The 26,215-nt window shown below is 65.0% G+C and carries 19 protein-coding genes and 1 other annotated feature; of the genes, 15 read left to right on the top strand and 4 right to left on the bottom strand.

Annotation, left to right across the window (positions count from 1 at the left end):
• Positions 1-29 precede the first annotated feature (29 nt).
• Entirely contained in the window at positions 30-1,820 is a 1,791-nt protein-coding gene (ade, locus tag ACR9ZN_RS15185; RefSeq protein WP_481272574.1) for an adenine deaminase, read from the top strand.
• A 122-nt stretch (positions 1,821-1,942) separates the two neighbouring features.
• Here ade and ACR9ZN_RS15190 read toward each other — a convergent pair whose 3' ends face one another.
• From ACR9ZN_RS15190 to ACR9ZN_RS15205, 4 genes are all read right to left on the bottom strand, one after another.
• Positions 1,943-2,590 carry a glutathione S-transferase family protein gene (locus ACR9ZN_RS15190; protein ID WP_481272575.1) on the bottom strand — a complete coding sequence of 216 codons (648 nt, stop codon included), beginning with the start codon at positions 2,588-2,590 and terminating at the stop codon, positions 1,943-1,945.
• A gap of 9 nt (positions 2,591-2,599) precedes the next feature.
• Positions 2,600-4,366 carry a PDR/VanB family oxidoreductase gene (locus ACR9ZN_RS15195; RefSeq protein ID WP_481272576.1) on the bottom strand — a complete coding sequence of 589 codons (1,767 nt, stop codon included), beginning with the start codon at positions 4,364-4,366 and terminating at the stop codon, positions 2,600-2,602.
• Between the two features lie 126 nt (positions 4,367-4,492).
• Complete coding sequence (locus tag ACR9ZN_RS15200) at positions 4,493-5,398, bottom strand: aromatic ring-hydroxylating dioxygenase subunit alpha (RefSeq protein WP_454814761.1); 906 nt, start codon at positions 5,396-5,398, stop codon at positions 4,493-4,495.
• Between the two features lie 33 nt (positions 5,399-5,431).
• Positions 5,432-6,298: an aromatic ring-hydroxylating dioxygenase subunit alpha gene (locus tag ACR9ZN_RS15205; protein WP_481272577.1), complete on the bottom strand. Its 867-nt coding sequence runs from the start codon at positions 6,296-6,298 to the stop codon at positions 5,432-5,434.
• Between the two features lie 195 nt (positions 6,299-6,493).
• Here ACR9ZN_RS15205 and ACR9ZN_RS15210 point away from each other — a divergent pair, with 195 nt between their 5' ends.
• The 14 genes from ACR9ZN_RS15210 (at position 6,494) to ACR9ZN_RS15275 (ending at position 26,209) form a co-directional block, all read left to right on the top strand.
• Positions 6,494-7,264: a GntR family transcriptional regulator gene (locus ACR9ZN_RS15210; RefSeq protein ID WP_454814765.1), complete on the top strand. Its 771-nt coding sequence runs from the start codon at positions 6,494-6,496 to the stop codon at positions 7,262-7,264.
• A 62-nt stretch (positions 7,265-7,326) separates the two neighbouring features.
• Positions 7,327-8,421 (top strand): BMP family ABC transporter substrate-binding protein, encoded by a 1,095-nt coding sequence (locus ACR9ZN_RS15215; protein WP_454814767.1) that lies wholly within the window; start codon positions 7,327-7,329, stop codon positions 8,419-8,421.
• Between the two features lie 344 nt (positions 8,422-8,765).
• Entirely contained in the window at positions 8,766-10,304 is a 1,539-nt protein-coding gene (locus ACR9ZN_RS15220) for an ABC transporter ATP-binding protein (protein ID WP_481272578.1), read from the top strand.
• Positions 10,288-11,355 carry an ABC transporter permease gene (locus tag ACR9ZN_RS15225; protein WP_434957232.1) on the top strand — a complete coding sequence of 356 codons (1,068 nt, stop codon included), beginning with the start codon at positions 10,288-10,290 and terminating at the stop codon, positions 11,353-11,355. The genes ACR9ZN_RS15220 and ACR9ZN_RS15225 overlap by 17 nt, the downstream gene beginning before the upstream one ends.
• Positions 11,355-12,275: an ABC transporter permease gene (locus ACR9ZN_RS15230; RefSeq protein WP_481272579.1), complete on the top strand. Its 921-nt coding sequence runs from the start codon at positions 11,355-11,357 to the stop codon at positions 12,273-12,275. The genes ACR9ZN_RS15225 and ACR9ZN_RS15230 overlap by 1 nt, the downstream gene beginning before the upstream one ends.
• A 95-nt stretch (positions 12,276-12,370) precedes the next feature.
• On the top strand, positions 12,371-13,666 hold the full coding sequence (locus ACR9ZN_RS15235) for an amidohydrolase family protein (protein ID WP_454814773.1): 1,296 nt from the start codon (positions 12,371-12,373) through the stop codon (positions 13,664-13,666).
• A 162-nt stretch (positions 13,667-13,828) separates the two neighbouring features.
• Complete coding sequence (locus ACR9ZN_RS15240; protein ID WP_434957235.1) at positions 13,829-14,863, top strand: BMP family protein; 1,035 nt, start codon at positions 13,829-13,831, stop codon at positions 14,861-14,863.
• Between the two features lie 214 nt (positions 14,864-15,077).
• A complete protein-coding gene (locus tag ACR9ZN_RS15245; protein ID WP_481272580.1) occupies positions 15,078-16,589 on the top strand; it encodes an ABC transporter ATP-binding protein in 1,512 nt (503 codons plus the stop codon).
• Between the two features lie 13 nt (positions 16,590-16,602).
• Positions 16,603-17,658 carry an ABC transporter permease gene (locus tag ACR9ZN_RS15250; protein WP_481272581.1) on the top strand — a complete coding sequence of 352 codons (1,056 nt, stop codon included), beginning with the start codon at positions 16,603-16,605 and terminating at the stop codon, positions 17,656-17,658.
• Positions 17,655-18,599 carry an ABC transporter permease gene (locus ACR9ZN_RS15255; RefSeq protein WP_481272582.1) on the top strand — a complete coding sequence of 315 codons (945 nt, stop codon included), beginning with the start codon at positions 17,655-17,657 and terminating at the stop codon, positions 18,597-18,599. Before ACR9ZN_RS15250 ends, ACR9ZN_RS15255 begins: the two co-directional genes overlap by 4 nt.
• Before the next feature lie 105 nt (positions 18,600-18,704).
• Positions 18,705-18,760: a sequence feature (sul1 is cis-regulatory element that is thought to sense ions involved in sulfur or methionine metabolism; They are found in Alphaproteobacteria), on the top strand.
• 69 nt (positions 18,761-18,829) lie between these two features.
• Complete coding sequence (locus tag ACR9ZN_RS15260; protein ID WP_481272583.1) at positions 18,830-20,314, top strand: SulP family inorganic anion transporter; 1,485 nt, start codon at positions 18,830-18,832, stop codon at positions 20,312-20,314.
• A gap of 162 nt (positions 20,315-20,476) precedes the next feature.
• On the top strand, positions 20,477-21,259 hold the full coding sequence (locus ACR9ZN_RS15265) for an ImuA family protein (RefSeq protein WP_454814787.1): 783 nt from the start codon (positions 20,477-20,479) through the stop codon (positions 21,257-21,259).
• The gene (locus ACR9ZN_RS15270) at positions 21,174-22,892 is read left to right on the top strand and encodes a Y-family DNA polymerase (protein WP_454814789.1); all 1,719 of its coding nucleotides are present in this window, start codon (positions 21,174-21,176) and stop codon (positions 22,890-22,892) included. Before ACR9ZN_RS15265 ends, ACR9ZN_RS15270 begins: the two co-directional genes overlap by 86 nt.
• Positions 22,889-26,209: an error-prone DNA polymerase gene (locus ACR9ZN_RS15275; RefSeq protein WP_481272584.1), complete on the top strand. Its 3,321-nt coding sequence runs from the start codon at positions 22,889-22,891 to the stop codon at positions 26,207-26,209. The genes ACR9ZN_RS15270 and ACR9ZN_RS15275 overlap by 4 nt, the downstream gene beginning before the upstream one ends.
• Positions 26,210-26,215 lie beyond the last annotated feature (6 nt).

A 26,215-nucleotide genomic window follows, 5' to 3' on the forward strand; every position in this document is an offset into this window, starting at 1 on the left:
TCTTCCCCGAACTGAAAGGACAGCACGACATGCTGAAGCCCTGGTCTGAAATCGCGCCCCGGCTGGTCGACGTCGCCATGGGCCGGACACCGGCCGATCTGGTCATCCGCAACGGGCGCTGGGTGAACGTCTATTCCGGCGAGATCGTACCGGGAACCGACATCGCCATTTCGGCCGGACGCTTTGCCTATGTCGGGCCTGACGCCAGCCACACCGTCGGCCCTGAGACCAAGGTCGTCGACGCCACCGGCCGCTATCTCGTGCCGGGCCTGTGCGACGGCCACATGCATGTCGAAAGCGGCCTGGTCACGGTGACCGAGTTCGCGCGCGCCGTCATCCCGCATGGCACCACCACGATGTTCATCGATCCGCACGAGATCGCCAATGTGCTGGGCCTGCCCGGCGTCAAGCTGATGAACGACGAGGCCCAGAGCCTGCCGATCAACATCCTGGTGCAGGTGCCGAGCTGCGTGCCGAGCGCCCCCGGGCTGGAACGCGCCGGTGCCGAGCTCAGCGCCGATGATGTCAGGCAGGCCCTGTCCTGGCCCAACATCATCGGCCTCGGCGAGATGATGAATTTCCCGGGCGTCGCCTCGAACGATGCCAAGATGCTGGCGGAAATCGCCGCGACGCAGGCGGCCCGCCTCACGGTCGGTGGCCACTATGCCTCCCCCGATCTCGGCCGCGCCTTTCATGCCTATGCGGCCGGCGGCCCGGCCGACGATCACGAGGGCACCACCGTGGACGACGCCATCGCCCGGGTGCGCCAGGGCATGCGCGCCATGCTGCGCCTCGGCTCGGCCTGGTATGACGTCGCCGCCCAGGTCAAGGCCATCACCGAACGCGGCCTCGATCCGCGCAACTTCATCCTGTGCACCGATGACAGCCATTCCGGCACGCTCGTCAATGACGGCCACATGAACCGGGTGGTGCGCCATGCCATCGCGCAGGGGCTGAAGCCCGTCACCGCCATCCAGATGGCAACGCTCAACACCGCCCAGCATTTCGGCCTCGAACGCGAGCTCGGCTCGATCGCACCCGGCCGCCGCGCCGATCTCATCATCAGCTCCGATCTGGCGGCGCTTCCTGTCGAGATGGTGTTCGCCCGCGGAGAATTGCTGGCCGAGCATGGGGGCCTGACGGCGGAGATCCCGCGCTACGCCTATCCGGACAGTGCCTGCAACACGGTGCGCCTCGGCAAGCACCTGGAGGCTGAGGATTTCGACATCGCAGCGCCCGGCGCATCCGAGGTCACGGCCCGGGTGATCGGCGTGGTCGAGAACCAGGCACCCACAAGGGCGCTGGAAAGGAAGCTGCCGGTCGAGGACGGCATCGTCGGCATGAACAGGGCCGACGATGTCTGCCAGATCGCTTTGGTCGAGCGTCACCGCGCCACCGGCGAGGTGGTCAACGCCTTCGTGTCCGGCTTCGGCTACACCAGGGATTGCGCCATGGCGTCCACCGTGGCGCATGACAGCCACCACATGATCGTCGTGGGCACCAACAAGCGCGACATGGCGCTGGCCGCCAACCGGCTCGGGGAAGTCGGCGGCGGCATCGTGATGATCAGCGAGGGCCGCGAACTCGCTTTGATCGAACTGCCCGTGGCCGGACTGATGTCTGACGAGCGGGCCGAGATCGTGGCCGGGAAGGCGAGCCGGTTGGTCGAGGCGATGCGCGACTGCGGCTGCACGCTCAACAACGCCTACATGCAGCACTCGCTGCTGGCGCTGGTGGTCATCCCGGAGCTGCGCATCTCGGACAAGGGCCTGATCGACGTCACCCGCTTCGCCGAGACCTCGGTGCTGGTGGAGGAGTGAGCCAAAGTGTTTTGTGATTTGAATGCGTCATCTCAAATCACAAAGACGCGCCGAAACAAAGAGTTAGAGCAAAGAGCGTTTTATCAAGATGCACTTTGCTCTCACCGAAAGCGGCGCGGCGATCACGCCGCTTTCGCCCGACCGGCGGGAAAGACGCCGGACATCACCGAGAAGCCCTTGATACGCTTGACCCGATCGGACCAGCGGCGGATCGCCGGGTAATCTTGGCGGGGAATGCCCCCTTCTTCCGACAGCATCACATAGGGAAAACAGGCAATGTCGGCGATGGTCGGCTGAGGCGCGCTGCAGAGCCAGTCGCGCCCTTCCTGCTCGCCGAACCACAAATGCTCGTCGAGGATGCGGAACAGGCGATGGGCGCCTGATCGTGCCGCCTCGACGTCCAGCTCATAGAACAGCCCGTCATGCAGCCGTGCCGCCGAAGCCGTGACGGTGATGCCGTCGGCGAAGGCAAGCCACTGACTGATCTCACCGAGCAGGGCCGGGTTATCGCGTGGATACCAGCTGCCCCCGGCATCATATTTGGCGGCGAGATAGACGAGGATGGCCTGGGCATCGCGCAGCACCAGCCCGTCATCCTCGATCACCGGGAGTTGCCCGAGCGGATTGATCCTGAGGAACCAGTCCGATTTGTGCTCGCGGCCGGGATAGAAGTCGACCGGCACGGTTTCATAGGCAATACCGAGGATGCCCATCAGCAGGCGCAGCTTGTAGCAATTGCCCGAGAGTTCATAGTCGTAGAGCTTGATCATTGCTGCTTCCTAGAGATCGAGAATGAGGCGGGCGGACTTGGCGCGCGACACGCAGGTCATGATCTTGGTGCCCGATTTCTTCTCGGCTTCGGTGAGATAGACGTCCTGATGGTCCGGTTCACCCTCGATGACCGAGCAGAGGCAGGTGCCGCAGGCCCCCTGCTCGCAGGACGAAGGCATGTCGATGCCGGCCTCGCGCATGACTTCCAGGATGGTGCGGCCGGCCGGCACTGTCAGCGTCATGTTCGAGCGCGCCAAGGCGATCTCGAAGCTGGACGAGTCATCGATCTCCTTGGTGTTCTTGAAATACTCGAAATGCACCGCCTCTTCCGGCCAGCCGAGCTCGGCGGCGATGGCGCGCGCCGCCTCCAGCATCGGCCCGGGGCCGCAGAGATAGAGATGCGTGTCGCCGTCATAGGAACCAAGAATTTCGCGCAACTTGGCCGCCGTCGCTTCCGGGCCGAGCCCGAGATGCGGCACCAGCGTGGCCTTCAGAAGGTCCAGCCGATCACGGAAGGCAAGCTGGCCCTCGTTCTGCGCGAAATAATGGAATTCGTGCGTCAACCCCTGATGATTCAGCGCCTGGGCCATGGCCAGCATCGGGGTCACGCCGATGCCCCCGGCGATGAAGATGGTCTTCAAGGCATCCCGGCGCAGCGGGAAATTGTTGCGCGGATCGGAAATCGCCAGCACGTCCCCTTCGCGCACGCTGTCATGCAGGCAGACCGACCCGCCCTTGGAATCCCGCTCCAGCTTGACGCCGATGACGTAGCGATCGGCCTCGCCGGGACCGTTGGTGATGGAGTATTGGCGGATCAGGCCATTGGGCAGATGCACGTCGATATGAGCACCGGGCTGGAAGGTTGGCAGCAGGCCCTTCACCCTGCGCAGCTCGAACCCGGCGATGCCGTCCGCCGCCTGCCATTTGCGCGCCACCTCGACGCGAATGGTAGCCTTGCGGCCATGGGCGGCGAGTTCGGGCATCTCGGCAAGCTCGGGCGAGACCCGCTCGATCACCGCTTCCATCGGCGCCGGCGCCGGCCGGGCAGCAGCCTCCCGCTCGAGCCTGTCGCGCAATTTCGACAGGAGCTCATTATGATGGCGCAGCACCGCCAGCCGGGCAGGCCCTTCCGGAATAGTGTCGAGCACGCCCCGGATGACGGAGCGGTTGGAATCGACCGGCTGCACGAAGAAGACCGCCAGGGTCGAGTGCTCGCCCTCCTTCGAGCGCAGCGCCACACTCAACCCGTTGGCAGCTTCGACCACCGTCCCGGCAGACGAGCCCGCCAAGGCATCGCTTGGCTGGAAGCGATAGGTTTTCAGCACATCCGCCACCAATTCGGGCGGCGCATTCACCGGGATGCCGCGCAAGGCCAGGAGATTGCCTTCCGAAAGACCTGTTATTTCCGGCACCTCGCCGAGCGGTTCCTCCGCCGACCAGATCAGGCCGTAGCGCTCGACCGAGGCAAAGGTCCGGTTGGTGATGGTGCGCGCCGGCGCATCGGCCGGATGGGCCGGGATATAGGTGCAGCCCGCCGTGCGGTTGGAATAGCGCCAGCCATGATACTGGCATTTGAGCTCGCGCCCGTCATTGATGCCGATGGACAGGCGCACGCCGCGATGCAGGCAGCGGTTCTCCCAGATGTTGACGTAGCCGTCATCGGCGCGCCAGACGGCGAATTCGCGGCCGAGCAACTGGCCGTGGAAGACATGGCGGAACGGCAGGTCATGCGACGCGGCAATGGGATGCCAGCGGGTCTTGGCGGTCTCGAGCATGGTTGTCTCCGGAATTCGGCAAAGCGTTTTGCGATGAGACGTAGTCACGTCGAACCGCAAAGACGCGTCGAAACAAAAAGCTAGAGCAAATAAGCGTTCACGCCTGAACGCGCTTTGCTCTTGTCGTCAGGTCGCTGCCGGGATGACGCCATAGGTCACGCCCTTCTGGCTGAGCCAGCGGCGATAGGCGATCGCCGACTTGTCGGCGCGGATCGGCGTCTCGGCCCTGGGATCGAGCGGCAGACGCTTGGGGAACTGGTTTTCGAGGATCGGCTTGTCCTGCCCGAAAATGGTCTGCTGGAAGCGCTTGATCACCTTGTCCTCGTTCTCCTCGTCGAGGACGCACAGCATCATGTGGGCGCGGACATGCTCCTGGTCGACCGGCTGCAGGAAGACGGCGATGACATCGCGCCGGCTCTCGTCGGCCGGGCTCGATTTGTAGAGCACCGAGCAGAAGGGATGGGGAACGCGGTAGACATAGTCGACATCTGCCCCCCCGGTGGAGACGGTCGAGGCCATGGGCTGGAAGAAGCGGCAGCGCGTCGCCAGGATCTCGTCGCGGTCGACAGAGATCTCGACGTCATATTCCTTCACCTCGGTATGCGGCTCCGCGCCGAGGATATCGGTGTGGACATAGGGAAAATGACCCATGTCGAGGAAGTTCTCGATGGCCCGCGGTGCCGAGACATTCACGCCGATACTGGCGGCATTCAGGCGCCGGCGATCGGGTTCGGCGAATTCCGGAATGGGGAAGAGCTCCGCGGGCGGCGTGCCGAGCGAGGTCCAGATATAGCCATAGGCTAGCTTGACCGGCAGCGTGTCTCCTAGGGCTTCGACATCGACCGGATCGCTCGCGGCAAGCCCCGGCCGCCTCAACCAAACGGCCGCATTGCCGTGCTCATCGATCGCATAGCCAAGCCTTTCCTCCAGCAGCACGGTCTCGGCGACCTTGCCGGCGGCCGTCTCGGCCATGGCCGCGAGCGGATGCCAGAGATTGAGAGTCACCGGATCCTTGCAGCGTGTCTCGATCATCATTGTTCCTCTTGATTTGCGTCGGCGCAGACTTCAAAGCCGCGCCGGAATGGCGCCATAGGAAACCGCATGGTCCCTGAGCCAGCGCCGGTAATGGACGGAGACGGCGTCGGCCCGGATCGGCGTTTCAGCGCGCGGATCGAGCGGCAGCCGCTTCGGCAGCTGGTTTTCCAGGATCGGCTTGTCCTGGGCGAAGATCAACTGCATGAAGCCTCGGATCGCGGCCTCGCCCGTACCGTCCTTCACATAGCAAAGCAGGGGATGGGCCACGCAATTCTCCTCGTCCACCGGTTGGACGAACAGCACGATCACATCGGAGCGTTGCTTGTGAACGGAATTACTCTTGTAGAGCGCCACCGTATAGGGCCGGATCACCTTGTAGACATAGTCGACCAGGAAGCCGCCTTGCGCAGACGGCGAGGCGAAAGGTTGGAAGAACCGGCATTCGGTCGCCAGGATCTCGTCGGCCTCGGTCACCTGCACATTATAGGGCGCCACTTCCGTATGCGGCTCTTCGCCCAGGGTGCCCGAATGCACGAAGGGCAGATGGCCTAAATCCAGAAAATTCTCGACGGCCCGCAGCCCGGAGGCGCGAACGGCGATCGAGCCGCCGGCTACCAGATAGCGATCCTCCTCCCCGGCCTCCGGCGCGAGGGCGATGTCGCGCTCCGGCACGCCCAGGCAGGCCCACAGAAAGCCGTAGCGGCAGGTCGAAGTGACCGGGCTGCCATCGACCTCACGGACAACCTGCCAATCGGCACCGTCGTCGGAACGGATATCCAGCACCACGCCGAGCAGGCGGGTTTGGAAGAGCTTGCCGGGTATCAGGTTCGTCAGGTCGGCAATCACATGCCAGTCGTTCAGAAGAACTTGGTCGCTACAAAGGGCTGCTTGGCTCATCGCACCCTCCCCTCGGCTAGCTCTTCCCCATGAACCTAGCTCTGTTACGGCGTATTGGAACCACAGGATTGGATATCAATCAATTAAAAATTGCACGACAAAGAATGATTCTTGATTGACAGGGCGACAGGATTGAATACCGATATGATGGAGGCAGTTCGGACATGCCGGACTGCCGGCGCGGAGATATTGGGCATGAGCAGCCGCTCACAGGCGATAGCCGACATCCTGACCCGGGCCATCATCGAGCACCGGCTGGTGCCCGGTTGCAAGCTCGGCGAACGGGAGCTGGCCGAGATCTTCGACGTCAGTCGCATCGTGGTGCGCCAGGCCCTGATCCGGCTCGCCGATGACGGCCTCGCCCAGATCGAGCGCAATCGCGGCGCCTTCGTCGCCCGTCCCGGCATGCAGGAAGCGCTGGAAATCTACGACGCGCTGACGCTGGTCGAACAGGGCGTGGCGGCCCAGCTCAGCGACCGGCTCGGCCCGGCCGGCTGGGCCGAATTGCGTCAGCATGTCGAACGCCAGCGCCAGGCCATCGCGGCCGGCAACGATGCCCTGGCCGATGTCCTCGGCCAAGAATTCCACACCATCTTCGTTCGCCTCAGCCGCAACAAGGTGATGCAGGACATTCATGCCCAGCTCGTCCGCCGCACCACGCTGCTGCGGTCGCTGGTCACCGCCGATTTCGACTATTGCAACCTGATCGACGACCATTCGCGGGTGATCGACCTGCTCGAAAAGGGCCGTCTCAAACAGGCGATGGAGCTGATCGACACCCATCATCGCAGCGTGGTGCGCGGCTATATCATGGACCGAGAGGTCTTTCCGGAACTGTCGCCCCGCGAAGCCCTGGAGCCCTATCTGGACCCGAAAGCCGGCGAAGTTTCGCAAACCAGACGCCAGCCTGCCCGAAAAGGCAATGGTGAGGCGGCAAAGCATCGCCACGACCACAGTTCGAAATAGACACTTCAATACAGACTCGGCGACAAGCCGGGCACTCACCAAGCCAACAGAGGGACACCATCATGACCAGCCTGACACGGCGAAAATTCCTGCAATATTCCGGCATGGCCGGCGCTGCCCTGGGAACCGGGAGCTTTGCGAGCCGGGCCTATGCCGACGAGCCGCTCAAGATCGGCGTCGTCTATGTTTCGCCCGTGGCCGATATCGGCTGGACCAAGCAGCACAGCCTCGGCGTCGAAGCGATCAAGAAGGAACTCGGCGACAAGGTCGCCATCACCGTCATCGACAACATCTTCATGCCGCAGGATGCCGAGCGCGTCTTCCGCGAGCTGGCCTCCTCGGGTAACAAGCTGATCTTCGGCACCAGCTTCTCGCATGGCACACCGCTGCAGAAGGTGGCGCCGCGCTTTCCCAAGCTCGCCTTCGAGCATTGCTCGGGCATCGTGCACCTGGCCAATCTCGGTACGTTCGAAGCCAAATATTACGAAGGTACCTATGTCGCCGGCGCAGCGGCGGGCCACATGACCAAATCCGGCAAGATCGGCTTCATCGGCGGCTTTCCGATCCCCGACATCGTCGGCCCGGCCAACGCGCTGCTGCTCGGCGCCCAGAGCGTGAAGCCCGAAATCACCTGCAACGCCATCTTCCTCAATTCCTGGTTCGATCCCGGCAAGGAAAAGGAGGCGGCCAAGACACTGCTGTCGCAAGGCTGCGACGTGATCTGCTCGATGACCGATACCGCGACCGGCGTGCAGGTCGCCGGCGAAGGCGGCGCCTGGTCGATCGGCTATGCCAGCGACATGGCCAAGTTCGGAGCCGGCAAGCAGCTCACCGCCTTTACGATGGACTGGTCGAGCGATTATGTGCGCGCCGCCAAGGGCGTGGCTGAAGGCACTTGGAAGCCGGAGGCCCGTTGGGACGGCCTGGCCGGCGGCGTGGTCAAGATGGCGCCCTATAACGAGGCCATTCCAGGGGACGTAGTCACCAAGCTCAAGCAGCTCGAGGCCGATATAGGCTCGGGCAAAATCCACCCCTATGCGGGCGAGCTCAAGGACCAGGGCGGTGCGGTCAAGGTGGCGGCAGGCAAGACCCCGTCCGACGCCGACATTCGCGGCATGAACTGGTTCGTCAAGGGCATGATCGGCAAGCTGGGGTGAGGAGATAACCCGATCCCTCCGAAACAGAACGCACCCAACTCGGCCGGGCCGATAAGGGCGCGATTTGCCCTCTCCAGCGCAGCTGGGGAGGGTGGCCCGACGAAGTCGGGTCGGGAGGGGTGTGGCAGGCAGTGTGACAGCCGTTCCTGGGCTGCTCGACCGTGATGCCATCTCGTTATGCTTGATGCACTGCCCGCCACACCCCATCCGCCCAAACTTCGTTTGGGCACCTTCCCCACTTCGTGGAGAAGGCTAGTCGCGCCTCTCTCGGGGACCGCAGGTAGAGATCCAGCTTCTGTTCCTTCCCGCACCCCCACGCCCTCCCCCGCGATCAAGGACCGGCCATGACCCCGCGCCTCGAACTGCGCAACATCACCAAGACCTATCCCGGCGTCGTCGCCAATGACGACATCTCGCTCTCGATCATGCCTGGCGAAATCCATGCGGTGCTGGGCGAGAACGGCGCCGGCAAATCGACGCTGATGAAGATCATCTACGGCGCTGCACAAGCCGATACCGGCGAGATCCATTGCGACGGCAGGCTGATCGAGGCGCATGATCCGGCGAGCTCGCGCGCCCTCGGCATCGAGATGGTCTACCAGCATTTCGCCCTGTTCGAGTCCGTCACCGTCGTCGAGAACATCGCCCTCAGCGCCCCCGGCCCCTTTCGCCTGGATGCCCTGGCCGGGCAGATTATCACCCTGTCGGAACGCTACGGCATGCCGATCGACCCCTGGCGCCGGGTGCACGACCTCTCCGTCGGTGAACGCCAGCGCGTCGAGATCGTGCGCTGCCTGCTGCGCACGCCCAAGCTGCTGATCCTGGACGAGCCCACCTCGGTGCTCACCCCGCAGGCTGTGGTGAAATTGTTCGAGACGCTGCGCCAGCTTGCCGCCGAAGGCTGCAGCATCCTCTATATCAGCCACAAGCTCGACGAGGTGCAGGCGCTCTGCGACTCCGCCACCGTGCTGCGCAATGGCCGGGTGACCGGCACTGCCAAGCCCAAGCAGAGCACCTCGGTGGAGCTGGCGCGGCTGATGGTCGGCGCAGCCTTGCCCGAGATGAAGGTCACGCCCTCGACACTCAGCGCCGAACCGATCCTCAAGGTGCGCGGTCTGTCGGTGCTCGCCGACAAGGGCAGCGTCGCCTTGCACGATGTGGGCTTCGACGTGCATGGCGGCGAGATCGTCGGCCTTGCCGGCGTCTCGGGCAATGGGCAGGCCGAGTTGATCGCCGCCCTCAGCGGCGAGCGGCCCGTCGCAAGCCCTGAGGCCATCCATTTCGGCGACCAGCCCGTCGGCCGGCTCGATGCTGCCGCCAGGCGCCGGCTCGGCTTCGCCTTCGTGCCGGAGGAAAGGCTCGGCCGCGGTGCCGTGCCTCCTCACTCGCTCTGGGAGAACGCCGTGCTCACGGCCCATAGCAAGGGCCTGGTGCGCCATAGCCTGGTCGACCGCAGGCGGGCGGCCAGCTTCGCCGGCAGTATTATCGACAAATTCAAGGTCAAGGCGAACGGCCCGCGGGCGAGCGCACGCAGCCTGTCGGGCGGCAATCTTCAGAAATTCATCGTCGGGCGAGAGATTGCGCTTGCCCCGAAGCTGTTCCTGGTCTCCCAGCCGACCTGGGGTGTCGATGTCGGCGCGGCGGCCTTCATCCACCAGACGCTGATCGATCTCAGCCGCGCCGGTGCCGCCGTGCTGGTGATCTCCGAGGAACTCGACGAACTCTTCGAGATATGCGACCGGCTGTTGGTGATCTGCCAGGGGCGGGTCTCGTCGCCCCTCATCCGGGACGAGACCAATCGGGAGGAGGTCGGCCTGCTCATGACCAGGATCGGTGGCCGGGGCCAGAACGGTGGGAGCGGTTCCGTTGCGCTTCAAGATTGAACAAAGACCCGAACCATCCGCTGCCATGCGCCTCGCCGCGCCCCTGGTCGCGATCGTGCTGACTTTGCTGGTCGGCTCCATCCTGTTCGCGGCGCTGGGCCAGGATCCGCTCCAGACCCTGCAGGCCTTCTTCATCGCGCCGCTGAATTCGCTGAACGGCGTGTCGGAGTGGCTGCTGAAAGCCTCACCTCTGATCCTGATCGCCTGCGGCCTGGCCGTCGGTTTCCGCGCCAATGTCTGGAACATCGGTGCCGAAGGCCAGCTGATCGTGGGAGCGATCGCAGCCTGCGGCGTCGGCCTGTTCTATCCCGATCCGGAAAGCCGGCTGCTGCTGCCGCTGATGATCATGGCCGGGGCGCTGGCCGGCATGGCCTGGGCCGCAATCCCCGCCTTCCTCAGGGCACGGATGAACACCAACGAGATCCTGGTCACGTTGATGCTCACCTATATCGCCGGCCTGCTGCTGTCCTGGCTGGTGCATGGTCCCTGGCGCGATCCTGCCGGCTTCAACTATCCGCAGACGGCGCTGCTGCCTCCCGCCGCTATGTTTCCCGTCTTCGACGATGCCTATCGCCTCAACACCTCGATCATCCTCACCGTGATCGGCGTGATCGCGATGTGGCTGTTCACCGACCGCAGCTTTCTCGGTTACAAGATGTCGGTGAGCGGCGCGGCGCCCCTGGCCGCCCGCTATGCCGGCTTCCGCGAATCCGCTGCGGTGTGGACGGGCCTGCTCGCCGGAGGCGCGGCCGCGGGTATTTCAGGCATGGCCGAGCTTTCCGGGCCGCTCGGGCAATTGTCTCCGCAGATCTCGCCGGGCTACGGTTTCGCGGCGATCATCGTCGCCTTCATTGGCCGGCTCAACGCCTTCGGCATTGTCTTCGGTGGCCTGTTGATGTCGCTTCTCTTCCTCGGCGGCGAAAGCGTGCAGCTTACCCTGGGCCTGACCTCGTCCCTCACCCGCATCTTCCAGGGCATCCTGCTGTTCTTCCTGCTGGCCGCCGACTTCTTCATCTTCTACCGGTTCAGCCTCGTGCGGGAGCATGCCTGATGGATCTGTTCATCGCGATCTTCACCGGCACCATCATTGCCGCCACGCCATTGATCTATGCCGCACTCGGCGAATTGGTGGTGGAGAAATCCGGCGTGCTCAATCTGGGCATCGAGGGCATGATGCTGATGGGCGCCGCCTTCGCCTTCTGGGCGGTGATATCGGGCCTGCCGATGCCCGTCGCAATCCTGATCGGCGCGCTGGCCGGTGCCGCAGCCTCGCTCCTGTTCGGGGTGCTCGCCCTCACCTTCCTCACCAACCAATATGCCGCCGGCCTGGCGCTCGCCATTTTCGGTTCCGGCGTCTCCGCCTTTGTCGGGCGCAATTTCGGCAGCGCCCCGATCGAGGCCTTGAAACCGCTCGACATCCCCGTGCTCTCTGCGCTTCCAGTGGTCGGACCGCTGTTCTTCCGCTTCGACGCTCTGGTCTATCTGGCTTTTGTGCTGTTCGCGGCGATCACCTGGTTCCTTTATCGGACGAAGACGGGCCTGGTCCTGCGCACCATGGGCGAGTCGCCGGAGACCTCGCATGCGATCGGCTATCCGGTCGTGCGCATCCGCTACATGGCCGTGCTGTTCGGCGGGTTGATGGCGGGCCTTGCCGGTGCCTATCTCTCGGTTGCCTATACTCCGCTCTGGGTCGAGAACATGACATCAGGCAAGGGCTGGATCTCCCTAGCCCTGGTGGTCTTCGCCACCTGGCGGCCGCTCCGCGTGCTGCTCGGCGCCTGGCTGTTCGGCGGCATGACCATCCTGCAATTGCAGGGCCAGGCGCTCGGCATAGCGGTTCCCTCCGAGCTGCTATCGGCCCTGCCCTATCTCGCCACCATCGTGGTGCTGGTGCTGATCTCGCGCAACCGCCAGATGCTGGCCCTGCATTTCCCGGCCTCGCTGGCCAAGCCGTTCAGGCCGGCAGGATGAGGGCAAGGCTACTTGCGCCATTGGCCGAATCCGTCAAACCGCCCATGATGGCAATCGCCCTTCCCTCCTGAACGAATTGCAGCGGAACCGCCCCGATGTCGCTCGACCTCATCGTCACCAACGCCACCCTGCCCGACGGACGCACCGGCCAGGACATCGCGGTTTCGGCTGGGCGCATCACCGCCATCGAGCCTGGAATCACCGGCGAGGCGGCCCAGCGTATCGATGCCGGCGGGCAGCTGGTAGCGCCGCCTTTCGTCGACTGCCACTTCCACATGGACGCTACTTTGTCGCTCGGCCTGCCCCGGCTCAACCAGTCAGGCACGCTCCTCGAAGGCATTGCCTTGTGGGGCGAGCTCAAGCCCATGCTGACCCATGAGGCGGTGGTCGAACGGGCGCTGCGCTATTGCGATCTCGCCGTCAGCCAGGGCCTGCTGGCCGTGCGCAGCCATGTCGACATCTGCGACGACCGGCTGCTCGCGGTCGAGGCGCTGCTCGAGGTCAAGGCCAGGGTCAAACCCTATCTCGACCTGCAACTCGTCGCCTTCCCGCAGGACGGTTATTACCGCTCGCCCACCGCCGCCAGGAACCTCGAGCGGGCGCTCGACATGGGCGTCGACGTGGTCGGCGGCATTCCCCATTTCGAGCGTACGATGGAGGACGGCGCCGCCTCTGTGAAGGCGCTATGCGCCATCGCCGCCAAGCGCGGCCTGATGATCGATTTGCATTGCGACGAGAGCGACGATCCCCATTCGCGCCATATCGAGACGCTGGCGGCGGAGGCCCAGCGCCTCGGCCTGGGCCGGCGGGCCGCAGGCTCGCATCTCACCTCCATGCACTCGATGGATTCCTATTACGTCTCCAAGCTGCTGCCGCTGATCCTGGAGGCGGGCATCTTCGCGATCGCCAATCCGCTGATCAACATCACTTTGCAGGGCCGTCACGACAGCTATCCCAAGCGTCGCGGCCTGATGCGCATCCCTGAGATGCGGGCGCTCGGCATCCCCGTGGCGCTCGGCCAGGATTGCGTGATGGATCCCTGGTACGGGCTTGGCGGCGCCGACATGCTGGATGTCGCGCATATGGCGGTGCATGCCGTGCCGATGACCAGCCGCGAAGCGATACGCTGGGCCTTCGAGGCGGTGACGTCGGTGCCGGCTGCGGTGATGGGGCTGGAAGATTATGGCCTCGCCAAGGGCTGCCATGCCGATTTCGTCATCCTGCAGGCGGCCGACACCATCGAGGCGGTGCGCATGCGCCCGACCCGCCTCTTCGTCATGCGTCGCGGCAAGGTGATTGCGCAGACCCCAGCCCGACGCAGCGCACTCGATCTGCCGGGCCGTCCCGCCAGCCTCGATCCGGCGAGCTACGCACCGAAGGCGGCGGGGTGAACCCCGGTGTGCCGGCCTCCGAACCGGATTTGACCATCTGGACAGACGTCACGCCAAAGGGCACATTGCTCTGGCAAGAGCCGCCAAGTGCTTGGCAAACCAAACGTTCCATCCCGTATTTCGAGCCGTTACAAATTTCATCCGACAAGAGAGGGGAATGACATGTCGCGCAAAGATCGCAATCCGCTTCACGGGGAATCAGGCCTGTCGCGCCGCCATTTCATCGGGCTCGGCGCCGCCGGCCTGGTCGCGGCGGGCCTGCCGCTGCCGGCTTTCGCCGCCTCCGACAAGAAGCTCAAGGTTGCGGCTATCTTCGCTACCCCGATCGAGGAACCCTGGGACAAGCAGATCCACCTCGCCCTCACCAAGGCGGCCAAGGAACTCGACATCGACTACAAGTTCTCCGAGAAGGTCCAGGCAGCCGATTTCGGCCGCGTCATGCGCGAATACGCGCAGGGCGGCTATGAGCTGGTGATGGGCGATGCCTTCGCCGCCGAGCGCGAGTCCCGCCGCACCGCCAAGCAATTCCCCAAGACCGCCTTCCTGTTCGGTTCCGGCGCCGGTCCGGCCGAGCCCAATTTCGGTGTCTTCGACAACTGGATCCATGAACCGGCCTATCTGTCGGGCCTGATCGCCGGCAAGATGAGCAAGTCCAACACAGTCGGCGCCGTGGCCGCCATGGGCATTCCCGAGGTCAACCGCCTGGTGAACGCCTTCTTCGCCGGCGCCAAGGAAGCCAATCCGCAGGTGAAGAAGAAAGTCACCTTCATCGGCTCCTTCTTCGATCCGCCCAAGGCCAAGGAAGCCGCCATCGCCCAGATCGATGGCGGCGTCGACGTCATCTATGCTGAGCGCTTCGGCGTGATCGACGCGGCCAAGGAAAAGAAGATCTATGCGATCTCCAACATGTCCGATCAATCAGACCAGGGACCGGACACCGTGATCACCGGCCCGGTCTGGGACATGTACCCGACCGTGCAGCAGGCCATCAAAATGGTGCGCGCCGGTGTGTTCACTGCCCAGGACTATGGCGACTTCTCGCGCATGGCCAAGGGCGGCTCCTCGCTCGCGCCCTATCACAAATTCGACAAGCTGCTGCCGGCCGAGGTCAAGGATCTGGTCGAGAAGAAGAAGGCGGAGATCCTCGCCGGCACCTTCCGCGTCGACGTCGACGAGAACACCCCGGTCTCGGACTGAGCTACCTTTACCCTCCCCTGGAGGGGGAGGATCGACGCGCAGCGTCGGGGTGGGGTGGCCGGCGCCCCCTCAACGACAGTGTCGACATTGATGGTTTGGATGAAAATCACTGCCAGCCATCACCCCACCCCGGACTTCGTCCGACCCTCCCTGCGCAACTCAAGAGAGTTGCGGACATCCAGGGGAGGGTAGAAACCAGGTGCGCCTTCCACCCATGCCCCCTTCCCCTCCCCTCGTCGAGATGCGCGGCATCTCCAAGCGCTTCGGCACCGTCCAGGCCAATGCGGACGTCGATCTCCTGGTGCGCCCGGGCGAGATCGTCGGCCTGCTCGGCGAAAACGGGGCGGGCAAGACCACGCTGATGAACATCCTGTTCGGCGCCTATGCGGCGGACGAAGGCGAGATCCTGATCGACGGCCAGGCACGGCGCATCCAGAATTCCGCCGATGCGCTCAGCGCCGGCATCGGCATGGTGCATCAGCACTTTCATCTGGCTCCCCGCCTCAGTGTGCTCGAAAACCTGCTGGTCGGTCTGCCAGGGCGGGGCGGACGGCTCGATCGGACAGGCGCCCTGGTCCGCCTCGGCGAGATTGCCGCCAAGTTCAATCTCCGCCTCGATCCAGACAGGCCGGTCTCCTCGCTTGCCGTCGGCGAGCAGCAGCGCCTGGAGGTGATCAAGGCCCTGTTTCGCGGCGCGAGACTCCTTATCCTTGACGAACCCACTGCTGTCCTCGCACCCGAAGAGACGGAAGGATTGTTCAAGGCGCTAAGGGCGATGACGGGCGAGGGCCTCGGCATCATCTTCATCTCGCACAAACTCACCGAGGTACGCGCCATCACCGATCGCTGCGTGGTGCTGCGCCATGGCCGGGTCGTCGGCTCGATCGACGAACCCGCCAAGACCTCCTCTTCCGAGATGGCGCGGCTGATGTGCGGCCAGGAGATCGTACCGCCGCAGCGCCCCATCTCCGAGCCTGGCGCCGTGGTCCTGTCCTTGGAAAACATCTCGACCGACCGGCATGGCGGCATGCGGCTTGCCAGCGTTTCCCTTTCCGTGCGCGAGGGCGAGATCCTCGGCATTGCGGGCGTGACCGGCAATGGCCAGCGGGCCCTGGCGGATGTGGTCGCCGGCATGCTCGCTCCCTCGGCTGGGACGCTGAAGATCGCGGGCGCCGAAGTCGTGCCCTATGGCCCGCGCCGCGTACAGGAGATGGGGCTCGGCCGCATCCCCGAGGATCGCATGACCCAGGGCATGGTCACGGCCCTGCCCCTGGCCGATTCGATGGTGTTGCCCCGCATCGGCACTTCCGCCTTCTCGGCGCGCGGCCTCCTCAAGCCCGGCGCCATTCAGGCCTTCGCCGAGGAACAGATCCGGGCCTTCGACATACGCTGCCCCGGGCCCATGGCGAGAGCCGGTTCGCTGTCCGGCGGCAACATGCAAAAGGCCCTGCTGGCGCGCGAACTCGCCTTCGATCCCAAGGCGTTGATTGTCGCCCAGCCAACCCGCGGCCTCGACGTCGGCGCCGCTCGCTTCGTGCATGAGCGGTTTCTCGACCTGCGCGCCCGCCGCCGCGGCCTGATCGTGATCAGCGAGGACCTGGAGGAATTGCTTACCCTCTCCGACCGCATCGCCGTGCTCTATGAGGGGCGCGTGGCCGGTATCCTGCCGGCCGGCGAAGCGACGATCGAGAAACTCGGCCTGTTGATGACAGGAGCCAAGAACTGATGTTGAGGCACTGATGTTGAGGCTGGAACCCCGCCAATCCACCCCTGTCTGGTTCAATATCGCCCTGCCCATCCTGGCGGTGCTGGTCACGCTCGTCCTCTGCAGCGGCCTGATCGTCATGGCCGGCGCCAATGTCTTCGAGGCCTATGGCCTGATGCTGAAAGGTGCCTTCGGTGATTTCTACGCCCTCACCGAAACGCTGGTGAAGGCCGCGCCGATGATCTTCACCGGCCTCGCCGTCGCCGTCGCCTTCCGCGCCAAGTTCTGGAACATCGGCGCCGAGGGCCAGTTGATGGCCGGAGCGGTGGCGAGCTGCTTCGTCGGCAGCTTTGCGATGCCAAGCGCCCTTGCCTACATCGCCATGGCGCTGGCGGGTACGGCAGCCGGAGGCATCGCTGCGCTGGTGCCGGCTTTGCTCAGGGTGAAGCTCAAGGTCGACGACGTTGTCTCCTCGCTTCTCCTCAATTCGGTAATCCTGCTTGGCGTGCTCGCCCTGATCGAAGGACCCTGGAAGGATTCGCTCAGCGGCTATCCGATCTCGCCGCCGATCGAGGACAGCGCCAATTTCCCGATCTTCTTCGAGGGCACGCGGCTGCATCTGGGCGTGCTGGCTGCCCTCGTCGCGGCGCCGGCCATCTGGTTCCTGATCACGCGTACCACACTGGGCTTTGCCATCCGCGTCACCGGCGAGAATGCCGAGGCGGCCGCCTATGGCGGCATCAAGGTCAATGCCATCCTGGTCGCCACCGCTTTGCTTTCCGGCGGGCTGGCGGGCCTGGCCGGTGTCGGCGAGGTCGGCGGCGTGCATTTCCAGGTAATGGGAGACCTGTCGCCGGGCTATGGCTATAGCGGCATCGTCATCGCCATGCTGGCCCGCCTCAATCCGCTCGGCGTGGTGCCGGCGGCCCTGTTCTTCGCGGCGGCAATGACCGGCGCCGAGGCGATGTCGCGCGCCACCGGCGTGCCGGTCTTCCTGGCCGACGTCATTCAGGGCACGTCCCTCCTGACCATGCTGGTCGCACTCCTGTTCACCTCCTATCGCCTGCGACGCTCGGGGGTTATGGCATGAACCTGATCCTCGAACAGATCTTCCAGATCGGCTTCTTCGCGGCGACCTTGCGCATCGCCACCCCCCTGATCTTCGCCACGCTCGGCGAACTGATCTCCGAGCGCGCGGGCGTGCTCAATCTCGGTATCGAAGGCATCATGCTGCTCTCGGCCATGACCGGCTTTACCGCCGCCTATTTTACCGGCAGCCCCTGGCTCGGCGTCCTCGCCGCCATCGCAACCGGCGCCCTGCTCGGTGCGCTGCACGCCGTACTGACGGTGGCGCTCGGCCTCAGCCAGCATGTCTCGGGCATCGGCATCACCTTGTTCGCCTCGGGCCTTGCCTATTTCTTCTATCGCCTGGTGTTCGGCCAGCAGGCCTCGCCGCCGACCATCGCGGCCTTCCAGCCGGTGCCGATCCCCGGCCTTGCCGAGATTCCGATCCTTGGGCCGATCCTGTTCCAGCAATACGCCCTGGTCTATCTGGCGCTGATCGGCGTCGCCCTCACCGCTTTTTTGATCTATCGCACGCCCTGGGGCCTCGGCCTGCGCATGGTGGGGGAAAACCCGCGTGCCGCCGATTCCGCCGGCATCAGCGTGATCGCCCGCCGCTTCGAAGCCGTCATCCTCGGAGGTGCCCTGATGGGCCTCGGCGGCGCCTTCCTCACCATGGCCCAGTTCAACGCCTTCACCTTCGGCGTGATCTCGGGACGCGGCTGGATCTGCATCGCCCTGGTGGTGTTCGGTCGCTGGGATCCCCTGCGCGCCACTGGCGCCGCCTTGCTGTTTGCCTGCGTCGACGCGCTGCAACTGCGCCTGCAGGCGGTGGGCCTGGGGCATATCCCCTACCAGATCTTCCTGATGCTGCCCTTCCTGCTCACCATCGTCGCCATGGCGATGATGTCGCGCAATGCCATGGCACCGACCGCCCTGCTGAAACCCTTCCGCAAGGAGGAGCGCTGAGAGCGCGGCCGCCCTAGGTTTGCTGCCGGCCGCAACAAAATTGCGGTCGGTGATGCCTTTCGCCTTGCCTCAGCCCGTGCCTTGCCGATAGAAGAGCCTTATTCAGAAGGACCCGGTGAAATTCCGGGTGGCTCTTCCGGCCGCCGATCCGCCGGATAACGCAAATGGCGCGACAGCATCATCCAACCCGTTTCACCGGGTATGGCCGCATGTCCCTTGCGAATTTTCTCATGAACAAATTGTCTGCCTATTCCCGGGAGTGGTTTTCCAATCCACGCGGCGACGTGCTTTCCGGCATCGTCGTCGCCCTCGCCCTGATCCCCGAAGCCATCGGCTTTTCGGTGATCGCGGGCGTCGACCCCAAGGTCGGCCTTTATGCCTCCGTGGTGATCGCCTGTGTGATCGCCTTCACCGGCGGACGCCCCGCCATGATCTCGGCGGCAACGGCCTCCACGGCCGTGCTGATGACGGGCCTGGTGCGCGACCACGGCGTGCAATATCTGTTCGCGGCCACCATCCTGATGGGAGTCTTCCAGATCATCGCCGGCTTTCTCAAGCTCGGCCGGCTGATGCGCTTCGTCTCCCAGTCGGTGATGACGGGCTTCGTCAACGCCCTGGCGATCCTGATCTTCCTGGCTCAGTTGCCCGAGCTCGTACATGTGCCGGTGGCGACCTACGGCCTGATCGCCCTCGGCCTCGCCATCATCTATCTGTTTCCCTATGTCACCAGGGCCATTCCCGCGCCCTTGGTCGCGATCGCCGTGCTCACCACCATCGCCTGGGGTTTCGGACTGGACGTGCGCACGGTGGCCCATCTGGGCGAGCTTCCCTCCACTTTGCCGAGCTTCGGCCTGCCTGAGGTGCCGCTGACGCTGGAGACGCTGCGGATCCTGACACCGGTGGCGCTTACCCTGGCGGCGGTGGGCCTGCTCGAATCCCTGCTCACCGCGCAGATCGTCGACGACATGACGGATACGCCGAGCAACAAGAACCGCGAATGCGCCGGCCAGGGCATCGCCAACATGGCCTCGGCCCTGTTCGGCGGCATGGGCGGCTGCGCCATGATCGGCCAGTCGGTGATCAACGTCTCCTCCGGCGCCCGTGGCCGCCTGTCCTCGCTGGTAGCCGGCAGCTTCCTCTTGATCCTGCTGGTGGCGCTGCAGGACCTGCTCGCCATCGTGCCGGTCGCCGCCCTGACGGCGGTGATGATCATGGTCTCGATCAATACCTTCTCCTGGCGTTCGCTCCTGCAATTGCGCAGCAACCCCGTGCCCTCCTCGGTGGTGATGCTGGCAACCGTCGGCACCGTGGTGGCGACGGCCGACCTCGCCAAGGGCGTGCTGGTGGGCGTGCTCCTGTCGGGCGTGTTCTTCGCCGGCAAGGTCTCGCGCCTCAGCCGCGTGCGTTCGAGCCTCTCGGCCGACGGCAAGGAGCGCATCTATCGGGTCGAAGGGCAGATCTTCTTCGCATCGGCGGGTACCTTCAGCGATGCCGTCGACGTGCAGGAGCCCATCGAGCGCATCGTCATCGACGTCGGCGCGGCGCATTTCTGGGACATCTCGGCGGTCGGCGCGCTCGACCGCATCGTCCTCAAAGCGCGCCGCCAGGGGCGCGAGGTCGAGGTCGTCGGCCTCAACGAGGCCAGCGCGACCCTGGTGGAGCGCTTCGCCGTGCACGACAAGGAAGGCCAAGCCCGCTCTTTGCCGTCGCATTGAGGCGCGCTTCGCACGGCCTTTGAAATCGGGGGACTCTACCATCTCGTGATGGAAGAGTCCCTTTACCATGCCGGGCTCTTTTCCAGCCGGATGGAGCGTGATCGAAGACTCCGCTTGAAATGTTCTTGTTTTGTTCTAATTTGAACGAAACGGATCATAGCCATGACGATACGCGTTGCCCCTCCTGTCCTCACCGGCCAACGAACCGAGAAGCTGGCGGAATTGCGTGCTCTGCTGCCCCGGCTCGATCATGTGCATGCCGATGCCGGCGTGCTGCCTTTCGGCATCGGGGAGATCGACGCGCGCCTGCCCGGCGGCGGCCTTGCCTTGGACGGCCTGCATGAAATTGCGCCGCAAACCATTTTCGACAATGGCAGCGCGCTGGGTTTCCTCGCCTCCCGCCTGTGCCTGCGACAGGCCAAGGGGACGGTCTGGCTGGTGACCTCACCGCGCGGCATGGCCGGCCTCGGGCGGCTCCATGGCCATGGCCTCAACGCCCTCGGCCTCGATCCTGCCGGGCTCATCGTGACGACGGCCGGCGACGAGACCGAGGCCGCCTGGGCCCTGGAGGAGATCCTGCGCTCCGGCGCCGCCGCTGCGGTGGCCGCCGTGACGGGTGGCGGCATGGACGCTACCACCAGCCGCCGCCTCCAGCTCGCAGCAGCCTCCGCCCCCTGTCCCCTCTTCCTTCTGCGCCCGCCTTTGGCCACGCCTTCCCTGGCTGCGATCACCCGCTGGCGCGTCGGCGCGGCCGCCGGTCCGCGCGATCGTTTCGGCCTTCTCACCGCCTGGCGCTGGCACGTTCGGCTCGAACGCAGCCGCAACGGGCAAAGCGGATCCTGGCTCATGGAGTATGACCATGCCTCGCATCGTCTCGATCTATCTGCCACGCTGGCCGATCCAGCGCTTTCTCGTCGCCCAGAGCAACACGCCAAGGTCGCCTGATACGATAGACGGCCATTACCCCTTCGTCCTGACGGTCGATGCCGCCGGCGGCCCGCGCATTTCAGCCGCCAGCAAGCCGGCCGAGACCGAAGGCCTGGCGGCGGGCGGGCTGGTCGCCGATGCGAGAGCCAAGGTGCCGGGCCTGCAGACGCGGCCGGCCATGCCGGAGGCCGATGCCAGGGCCCTGCACCGGCTCGGCCTGTGGGCCATGCGCTATACGCCCTCCGTGGCCCTCTACCGCGAGGCCGACGGCGCCGACGGCCTGTTCCTCGACATCACCGGCGCCAGCCATCTGGCCGGCGGCGAGCAGGCCCTTCTCGCCGACATCGTCAAGCGCCTGCGCCATCTTCGCCTCGGTGCGCGCGTGGCGCTGGCCGACACACCCGGCGCAGCCTGGGCTCTCTCCCGTTTCCATCCCCAGAATGGCTGCATCCTGGCCGAGGGCAGCGATCCCGGGCCGGCTCTTGCCGATCTGCCCCTGGCAGCCCTGCGCCTTGGTAACGACCTCGTCCAGACCCTGCACCGTCTCGGCTTCACCCGCATCGGGGATCTCATCGGCAAGCCACGGGCGCCCTTCGCCGCGCGCTTCGATGCGATCCTGCTCAAGCGCTTCGACCAGGCCATGGGGCGGCGCGAGGAAGCCCTTGCTCTGATCGAACCGCCGCCGCTCTACCATCGTAGCCGCCAGCTCCTCGAGCCGGTGGTGAGCCAGGCAGCCGTGGTGCATGTCGCCACCCGCCTGATGCAGGACCTGGTTCCCGCCCTCGTCGCCGGCGGGGTGGCAGTGCGCGCTTTGCAGCTCCGCCTGTTCCGGGTCGATGGCGAGGTGCGTACCATCCATATCGGCCTTGCCGCCGCCACACGCGATCCGGCCCATATTGCCAGGCTGGTGGAGCTCGACCTGGAAAGGCTGGGCGAGACCATCGATGCCGGCTTTGGCTTCGAGACCATCAGCCTCACCGCGACCGTCACCGAGAAATTCGGCCAGCGCCAGGCTCGTCTGTCCCTGCGGGAGGGACGCCGGGATGCGCCGCCGGCCGATGCCGGCGAACGCCGGGCCGAATTGATCGACGCTCTCCGCCAGCGCCTCGGCCCCGGCAGCGTGCGCCGACTCCATCCCGTCGCCCGGCACGATCCGGCCTTCGCCGAGGAGGCGCGCGATGCCGCCGATCCTGCACCGGCCTGGCCGGCGGCCGATGGCTTGCGTCAGCGGCCACCCTTGTTTCTGGACCAGCCCGAGCCCCTGCAGATCCTCGCCACCCGTCCAGACGGCCTGCCCGATCATGTCCGCTGGCGCGGTTCGTCCCATCACATCACTGCGCTGCAGGGACCGGAACGCATCGCCGGTCCCTGGTGGGAAGCGGCTCCCCCGGTCCTGCCCGACAAGTCGGGCAAGGAGGAATATGGCTGGGGCAAGATGGGCGAGGAAGCTCCTGCCCTCCCCAACGGTGAGAGCCCAAGGAGCCAGAAGCGCAACCGTTTCGAGGACGGAGAAGCCAGGCGCGAGCGCGCCGTCCTGCTGCCCGCGCCGACCTACCAGGACTATTACGTCGCCGAGACGCAGACCGGCCAACGTTTCTGGCTCTGCCATGACGGCCGGCAGAGCTGGTCCCTGCGAGGGCTGTTCGCATGAGATATGAGAGAGAGGCCGACAGCGGCTATGTCGCCCTTCCCGGCAGGGTGAAAGACCAGACGCTTCCTGTGGATTTGCCGACACCAGCCCCATCCGCCTATGCCGAGCTCGCCGTCACCACCAATTTCTCCTTCCTGCGCGGCGCCTCCTTTCCGCAGGACATGGTGAGGCAGGCCCATAGGCTCGGCCTGGCCGGTATCGGCATCGCCGACCGCAACTCCTTTGCCGGTGTGGTCAGGGCCCTGCGCGAGGCCAAGAAATATCCGTCGCTGCGCTATCTGCCCGGCGTGCGCCTCGTCACCATGGATGGTTTCGAGGCCATCGCCTATCCCACCGACCGCGAGGCCTATGGTCGGCTCTGCCGCCTGCTCAGCGACAACAACAAGCGCATGGTGCGTGCGAAAGGTGAGTGCCAGTTCGACTTTTCGGCCATTCTCGCCGCCTGCGAGGGGCAGAAACTGATCGTTCTGCCGCCCTATACGCTCGATCCCCTCTTCGCCGAACGGGTAACCAGGCTGGCCGAGGCGGCACCGGGCTCCGTCTATCTGGCCGGCAGCCATCGCCTCAAAGGCGACGAGCCTCGCCGCCTCGGCCTGCTCGCCGAGCTGGGCGAGAGGATCGGCGCCCCGATGGTCGCCATCAACGACGTGCTCTACCATGTACCGGCCCAGCGGCCGCTTGCCGACATCCTCACCTGCATCCGAGAAAAATGCACCTTGGCCGAAGCCGGCTTGCGGCTCGAAGTCAACGAGGAACGCCACATCAAGTCGCCCGCCGAAATGGCCGCACTCTTCGCCGATCATCCCGACGCACTGGCGCGCACGCTCGAAATCGTTGAGGCCTGCACGTTCAATCTGCGTGACCTGAAATACGAATATCCGGACGAACCCATTCCACCTGGCAAGACCGCCCAGCAACACCTGGAGGACCTGGCCTGGGCCGGCGCCAGGAAGCGCTTTGCTCGTGGAGTGCCGGAGAAAGTCGTCAACGCTGTTCGCGCTGAGCTCGCTTTGATCGCCAAGCTCGAATTCGCGCCCTATTTTCTTACCGTGCACGATGTCGTCGACCATGCCCGCAACGCACTCAATATTCTCTGCCAGGGGCGCGGTTCGGCGGCGAACAGCGCCGTTTGCTATTGCCTCGGTATCACCGAGGTCAATCCGACCGAAACGGAGCTGCTGTTCTCCCGTTTCATCTCCGAAAACCGCGGCGAGCCACCGGACATCGATGTCGATTTCGAACATGAGCGCCGCGAAGAAGTCATTCAGCGTATTTACGAACATTATGGCCGTCATCGCGCGGCTATCTGCTCGACCGTAATTCACTACCGCTCCCGGCGGGCGGTGGGTGAAGTCGGCAAGGTGCTGGGCCTGACACCGGACGTGACGGCGGCCTTGTCGAAGACGGTCTGGGGCATGGGCATGCAGACCTGGACGCCCAGCCGCGTGCGCCAGGCGGGCCTGGATCCCGACAATCCGGTGATCCGCCAGGCGCTCCACTTCACCGCCGCGCTCACCGGTTTTCCCCGCCATCTGTCGCAGCATGTCGGCGGCTTCGTGCTCACGCGCGAGAGGCTCGACGACACCGTGCCCGTCTGCCATGCCACCATGGCGGACCGCACCTTCGTCGAGTGGGACAAGGACGACATCGACGAACTGGGGATGATGAAGGTCGATGTGCTGGCGCTCGGCATGCTCAGCTGCATCCGGCGCGGGCTCGAGCTGCTGGAACGCCATTACGACCGCAATCTCGGCGCGATCGCGGCCCTGCCCCGCAACGACGAGGCCACCTATGACATGCTGTGCAAGGCCGATTCTGTCGGCGTGTTCCAGGTCGAAAGCCGAGCGCAGATGTCGATGCTGCCGCGGCTGAAGCCTCGCAAATTCTACGATCTCGTCGTCGAGGTCGCGATCGTGCGCCCCGGCCCGATCCAGGGCGGCATGGTCCATCCCTATTTACGCCGGCGCGACGGCATCGAAAAATCCGACCTGCCCATGCGGCGCGGCGGCGACAGGAACGAACTCGCCGAAGTCCTGGGCCGCACGCTCGGTGTTCCCCTCTTCCAGGAACAGGCCATGGAGATCGCCATCAAGGCCGCCGGCTTCACGCCGGACGAGGCCGATGGCCTCAGAAGGGCCATGGCAACCTTCCGGCACACAGGCACGATCGGCAACTACAAGGAAATGTTCATCGGCGGCATGGTGCGCCGCGGCTATGAACAGGCCTTTGCCGAACGCTGCTTCAGCCAGATCGAAGGTTTCGGCGAATATGGCTTTCCCGAAAGCCATGCCGCCAGCTTCGCGGTGCTGGTCTATGTCTCCGCCTATATCAAATGCCACTACCCCGACGTCTTCTGCGCCGCCATCCTCAACAGTCAGCCCATGGGTTTCTATCAGCCGGCGCAACTGGTACGGGACGCCGAAAATCATGACGTCGAAATCCGGCCCGTCGACGTCAATTACAGCGAATGGGACTGCACGCTGGAACCGGCCAGCGATCCCATCAAACATCGCTTTGCCGTACGCCTCGGCATGCGGCTGGTCTCCGGACTGAACGAGAAGGAGATCACCGCAATGGCCGGCCGGCGCGGCAACGGTTTTTCCAGCCTGGAGCGCTTCGGCACGGCAAGCGGCCTGCCACTGGCGGCAATGCAGAAACTGGCCGAGGCCGATGCCTTCCGCTCGCTCGGCCTGGACAGGCGCGAGGCCCTGTGGGCCGTGCGCCGCTTCGAGACCATCGGCATCGGTGCCACCAAGACGAGCCGGGACATGCCGCTGCTGGCCGCCGATTTCGACGATGCCCTGTTTCCCGAGCCAGCCGTCACCCTGCCTACTATGTCGCAGAGCGAGCATGTACTGGAGGACTATCAGTCGACCGGCCTGTCGCTCAAGGCCCATCCCTGCTCCTTCCTGCGCCCGCAATTGCAGCATCTCGGCGCCATCACCAACGAGGCGCATCGCGACGACAAGTTCAAGCAGGACAGCCTCGTCACCGTCGCCGGCCTGGTAGTGACGCGCCAGCGCCCCGGCACCGCCAGCGGCGTCGTCTTCATGACCATCGAGGATGAGACCGGCATCGCCAATATCATCGTGTGGTCGCGGACTTTCGAGAGGAACCGCCGCGCGGTGATGAATGCCCGCTTCGTCGCCATACGCGGCCGGCTCCAGCGTGCCAGCGATGTCGTGCATGTCATCGCCGAGGAGGTGCTCGACCTCTCCGCCGAACTCGCCCGCCTACGCGACATGCCGGATGGCCTGCCGGCTCCGCCGCCGGCCCAGCTCGAACTGAGCTTGTTCAAGAGCCGGGATTTCCATTGAGGAATT

The sequence above is a fragment of the Labrys sp. HAY1-8F genome, assembly GCF_056754975.1.

Excerpts from the sequence above, each read along its gene's own strand:
- ACR9ZN_RS15265 (WP_454814787.1), top strand. The coding sequence starts at position 20,477 with ATGACGATACGCGTTGCCCCTCCTGTCCTCACCGGCCAACGAACCGAG.
- ACR9ZN_RS15275 (WP_481272584.1), top strand. The coding sequence starts at position 22,889 with ATGAGATATGAGAGAGAGGCCGACAGCGGCTATGTCGCCCTTCCCGGC.
- ACR9ZN_RS15245 (WP_481272580.1), top strand. The coding sequence starts at position 15,078 with ATGCCCCCTTCCCCTCCCCTCGTCGAGATGCGCGGCATCTCCAAGCGC.
- ACR9ZN_RS15235 (WP_454814773.1), top strand. The coding sequence starts at position 12,371 with ATGTCGCTCGACCTCATCGTCACCAACGCCACCCTGCCCGACGGACGC.
- ACR9ZN_RS15260 (WP_481272583.1), top strand. The coding sequence starts at position 18,830 with ATGAACAAATTGTCTGCCTATTCCCGGGAGTGGTTTTCCAATCCACGC.
- ACR9ZN_RS15215 (WP_454814767.1), top strand. The coding sequence starts at position 7,327 with ATGACCAGCCTGACACGGCGAAAATTCCTGCAATATTCCGGCATGGCC.
- ACR9ZN_RS15230 (WP_481272579.1), top strand. The coding sequence starts at position 11,355 with ATGGATCTGTTCATCGCGATCTTCACCGGCACCATCATTGCCGCCACG.
- ACR9ZN_RS15195 (WP_481272576.1), bottom strand. The coding sequence starts at position 4,366 with ATGCTCGAGACCGCCAAGACCCGCTGGCATCCCATTGCCGCGTCGCAT.
- ACR9ZN_RS15190 (WP_481272575.1), bottom strand. The coding sequence starts at position 2,590 with ATGATCAAGCTCTACGACTATGAACTCTCGGGCAATTGCTACAAGCTG.
- ACR9ZN_RS15270 (WP_454814789.1), top strand. The coding sequence starts at position 21,174 with ATGCCTCGCATCGTCTCGATCTATCTGCCACGCTGGCCGATCCAGCGC.
- ACR9ZN_RS15210 (WP_454814765.1), top strand. The coding sequence starts at position 6,494 with ATGAGCAGCCGCTCACAGGCGATAGCCGACATCCTGACCCGGGCCATC.
- ACR9ZN_RS15200 (WP_454814761.1), bottom strand. The coding sequence starts at position 5,398 with ATGATCGAGACACGCTGCAAGGATCCGGTGACTCTCAATCTCTGGCAT.
- ACR9ZN_RS15255 (WP_481272582.1), top strand. The coding sequence starts at position 17,655 with ATGAACCTGATCCTCGAACAGATCTTCCAGATCGGCTTCTTCGCGGCG.
- ade (WP_481272574.1), top strand. The coding sequence starts at position 30 with ATGCTGAAGCCCTGGTCTGAAATCGCGCCCCGGCTGGTCGACGTCGCC.
- ACR9ZN_RS15205 (WP_481272577.1), bottom strand. The coding sequence starts at position 6,298 with ATGAGCCAAGCAGCCCTTTGTAGCGACCAAGTTCTTCTGAACGACTGG.
- ACR9ZN_RS15240 (WP_434957235.1), top strand. The coding sequence starts at position 13,829 with ATGTCGCGCAAAGATCGCAATCCGCTTCACGGGGAATCAGGCCTGTCG.
- ACR9ZN_RS15220 (WP_481272578.1), top strand. The coding sequence starts at position 8,766 with ATGACCCCGCGCCTCGAACTGCGCAACATCACCAAGACCTATCCCGGC.
- ACR9ZN_RS15250 (WP_481272581.1), top strand. The coding sequence starts at position 16,603 with ATGTTGAGGCTGGAACCCCGCCAATCCACCCCTGTCTGGTTCAATATC.